This window comes from Paraburkholderia sp. Cpub6 (genome assembly GCF_014201065.1).
In the GTDB taxonomy this organism is placed as follows: Bacteria; Pseudomonadota; Gammaproteobacteria; order Burkholderiales; family Burkholderiaceae; genus Paraburkholderia; species Paraburkholderia tuberum.
In genome coordinates, this window is sequence record NZ_JACHDM010000078.1 from 1 (window position 1) to 3,214 (window position 3,214).

General features: G+C 65.5%; 3 protein-coding genes. All 3 read left to right on the forward strand.

What is annotated here, in order from left to right:
- Positions 1 to 154 precede the first annotated feature (154 nt).
- On the forward strand, positions 155 to 1,408 hold the full coding sequence (locus tag HDG33_RS36700) for a tyrosine-type recombinase/integrase (RefSeq protein ID WP_184041185.1): 1,254 nt from the start codon (positions 155 to 157) through the stop codon (positions 1,406 to 1,408).
- Complete coding sequence (locus tag HDG33_RS36705; protein WP_184041187.1) at positions 1,405 to 2,376, forward strand: tyrosine-type recombinase/integrase; 972 nt, start codon at positions 1,405 to 1,407, stop codon at positions 2,374 to 2,376. Before HDG33_RS36700 ends, HDG33_RS36705 begins: the two co-directional genes overlap by 4 nt.
- Positions 2,369 to 3,214: tyrosine-type recombinase/integrase (locus HDG33_RS36710; protein ID WP_184041189.1), on the forward strand; the 846-nt coding region annotated here is incomplete at its 3' end. The genes HDG33_RS36705 and HDG33_RS36710, both read left to right, overlap by 8 nt.

The following is a 3,214-nucleotide window of genomic DNA, read 5'->3' on the forward strand; positions in this document are numbered from 1 at the left end:
CGACCCCTATGCGCAGGTCGCAACTATGCGCAGATGGCCGGTCGCTGACGACGCCGACCCAAGCATGGCAAAGCTGCAGCAAGGCGGGCGAGTAAGGATCTGGACATAGTTCTCATCTGTAGATGCAGTGGTGGTCCCACTTCTGGAGATCACCATGGGCATCGCTCGCCGCTCCCACCGCACTGACATAGACGGTTTCGCCGACGGGCCGATCGGGCCATACGTTGGTGCGTTCAAGCAGTACCTGAGCCAACGCCGGTACGCTGCAAAGACGGTCGCTACCTACCTGCGCTGCATCACGCATTTCGCCCGATGGGCGCGCTTCGGGCACCGCAGGCGGCAACGGATCGACGAGGGGTTGATCGCAGAGTTCCTCGACAAGCATCTCCCGCAATGCGAGTGCGCTGGCGCGATCCGCCACGATCGAGGTGACCATAGCGCGGCGCTGGGACACCTGCTCGTGGTCCTGCGCGCTCAGGGCGTCATCGCGGTGATCGCGGACAGCGCAACACCGGTAGACGAGGAACTGCGCCGCTACGGCGAGTATATGGCGCACGTGCGAGGCCTGGCGCCGAAGACGCGCAGCATGGCCCTGCGCATCGTCGGGCGGTTGCTGACGGCTCATTTCGGCGAGGGCGCCGTCGACATCGCCGCGATCAATCCCGAACACGTTCGGCGCTTCTTCGCCGGGCAAGCGAAGCTCTATAGCAAACCGGCGAATGCTGGGCCGGTCGTGGCATCGCTGCGCGGTTATTTCCGCTACCGCGCCTCGCTCGGCGATCTGGTCCACGGACTGATTGGCGCGGTGTCCTATCCTGCTAACTGGTCGCTGTCCTCGTTGCCCAAGTCGCTGACGGCGGAAGAGGTCGAGCGGTTGACCGGATCGCTCGGCCAACGGGGCCGCTCGATGCGGCGAGCCGACGCCATTGTGCGCTGTGCGCTCGATCTCGGACTGCGCAGCGGCGAGATCGCCCGTCTCAGCCTGGACGATATCGACTGGCAAGCCGGTACGCTCATCTTGCGCCACACCAAGGGGCGCCGGGAGGACGTGCTGCCGCTACCCGTCGCGACCGGCGAAGCCATCGCGGCCTACCTCGAGCAGGAGCGTCCCAGGACTTCCAATCGAGCCGTCTTCGTCCGCCATGTCGCGCCCCGCGACCAGGCCGCCGGTGCCGACCTCGTCCGCAAGACCATCCGCCAAGCCTTTGCGCGCGCCGGCCTTCCCTATACGCGCTCGCATCTGCTGCGCCACACGATGGCCAACCGCTTGCTGGCCGGCGGCTCCTCGCTGAAGGAAGTAGCCGACGTCCTACGTCACCGCTCGCTGAACACGACCCTGATCTACGCCAAACTCGATAGCCGCAGGTTGGTCGAGGTCGCGCTGCCATGGCCAGGGAGTGCAGCATGAGCGCGCCGACTTCTGTGCAAGCACGCGTCGAACAGTTTCTGGTCGAGCGTCGCCAACTGGGGTTCTCCGATGATGGCTACGTCCTACGCAGCTTCGCACGCCATGTCCACGCTGCCGGCCATCGCGGCGCCTTGACGGTGGAACTCATGGCCGCCTGGGCCCGAAGCGACCGCCACGAGAGCAATGACTCGCGGACCTGGGCGCGACGGCTGAAGAGGCTGCGCACGTTCCTGCGCTGGCTGCAGCAGTTCGAGCCGCGCACTGAGGTGCCCGATGATTCGATCTTCGGACGGTTGCCCGAGCGGCAAGCGCCACACATCTTCAGCGAGGAAGAGATCGTCGACCTACTTGCTCGCGCGCGCCGACTCTGGCCATCACCGGGGCTACGCGGCGCCGTCTACGAAACGCTGTTTGGACTGATCGCCGCCACGGGGCTGCGGATCGGCGAGGCGCTGTCGCTGCGCAACGGCGACATTGATCTCAAGGACGGGATGCTGACCATCCGCCGGACCAAGTTCGGCAAGTCGCGGCAGATCCCCATGCACCCGAGCACCGTGGATGCCTTGCGCCACTATCGCCGGCTGCGTGACCTGGCCGAGGGGCCGCCGGCGGAGGATGGCCCATTCTTCGTCGGCACCCGCGGTCGACGACGAGGTCTGCCGCTCGGCGAGCGTCAGGTGCATCGCGTCTTCCGCGACCTACACCAGCAGCTGGGCTGGGGCAACCGCGGAGCGCACCATGCCCCACGCATCCATGACCTGCGACATACCTTCGTCGTGCGTCGCATCGTGCAGTGGCAGGCCCAGGGCGTGGACATCGATCAGGCAATGCTGTCACTGTCGACCTACGTCGGACATACGATGGTGACCAACACCTACTGGTACCTCTCGGCGGTGCCCGAGTTGATGGCGCTGGCCGCCGGACGTTTCGAGTCGTTCACGGCCCGGAGGGAGGTGCAAGATGCGTAAGACCCTTGCTCCGAAGCCGCCTTCGTTCGCTGCGCTGGTCCAGCAATTCTTTACCGAGTACCTGGTCGCGCAGCGGGCGCTCAGTCCGCGTACCGTGGCCTGTTACCGGGACGCCTTGCTGCTGTTTCTGGACTTCGCCAGCCGCCAGCTCAACAAGATACCGACCACGATGCGGCTGGCCGACATCCAACCCGATCTGATTCTGGCCTTCCTTGACCATCTGGAGCAGGATCGGAAGAACTCTGTTCGCAGCCGCAATTTGCGGCTCACCGCGCTGCGCGCGTTCCTGAAGTTTGCCGGCCGCCGCGACGTGGCTTCGTTGCACGACGTCGAGCGCGCACTGGCAGTGCCGATGAAGCGCTTCGAGCGGCCGATGCTGAACTACCTCACGCGTGCAGAGATGGTGGCCGTACTCGGCCAGCCGGGCGAGAGCTGGTCCTCGCAGCGCGATCACCTGCTGCTGACGATGCTCTACAACACGGGCGCGCGTGGCTCCGAGATCATCGGAGTACGGATCATCGATGTAGTCCTCGACGGCGCAGCGTGCGTGCACCTGCTCGGCAAGGGGCGCAAGCTGCGATCGATCCCCCTGTGGGACGCCACTGTCGCCGAGATCCGCAGTTGGTTGCGATCGAATCCAGCGCTGCGCGGCGAAGCCGCCTTGCTGCCCAACCGGGATGGGCAGGCGATGTCGCGTTCCAACGTCTCGCAACGCCTGGATCTTGCGGTGAGCCGCGCGAGTGTGGAGCAGCCCAGCCTCCTCAAGAAGCGCGTCTCACCGCACATCTTGAGACATACGACCGCGATGCACCTGTTGCAGGCGGGCGTTCCGTTCAAC

What these genes read in the sequence shown, in the direction of transcription:
- HDG33_RS36700 (WP_184041185.1), top strand. Translation starts at nt 155, where the DNA reads ATGGGCATCGCTCGCCGCTCCCACCGCACTGACATAGACGGTTTCGCC.
- HDG33_RS36705 (WP_184041187.1), top strand. Translation starts at nt 1,405, where the DNA reads ATGAGCGCGCCGACTTCTGTGCAAGCACGCGTCGAACAGTTTCTGGTC.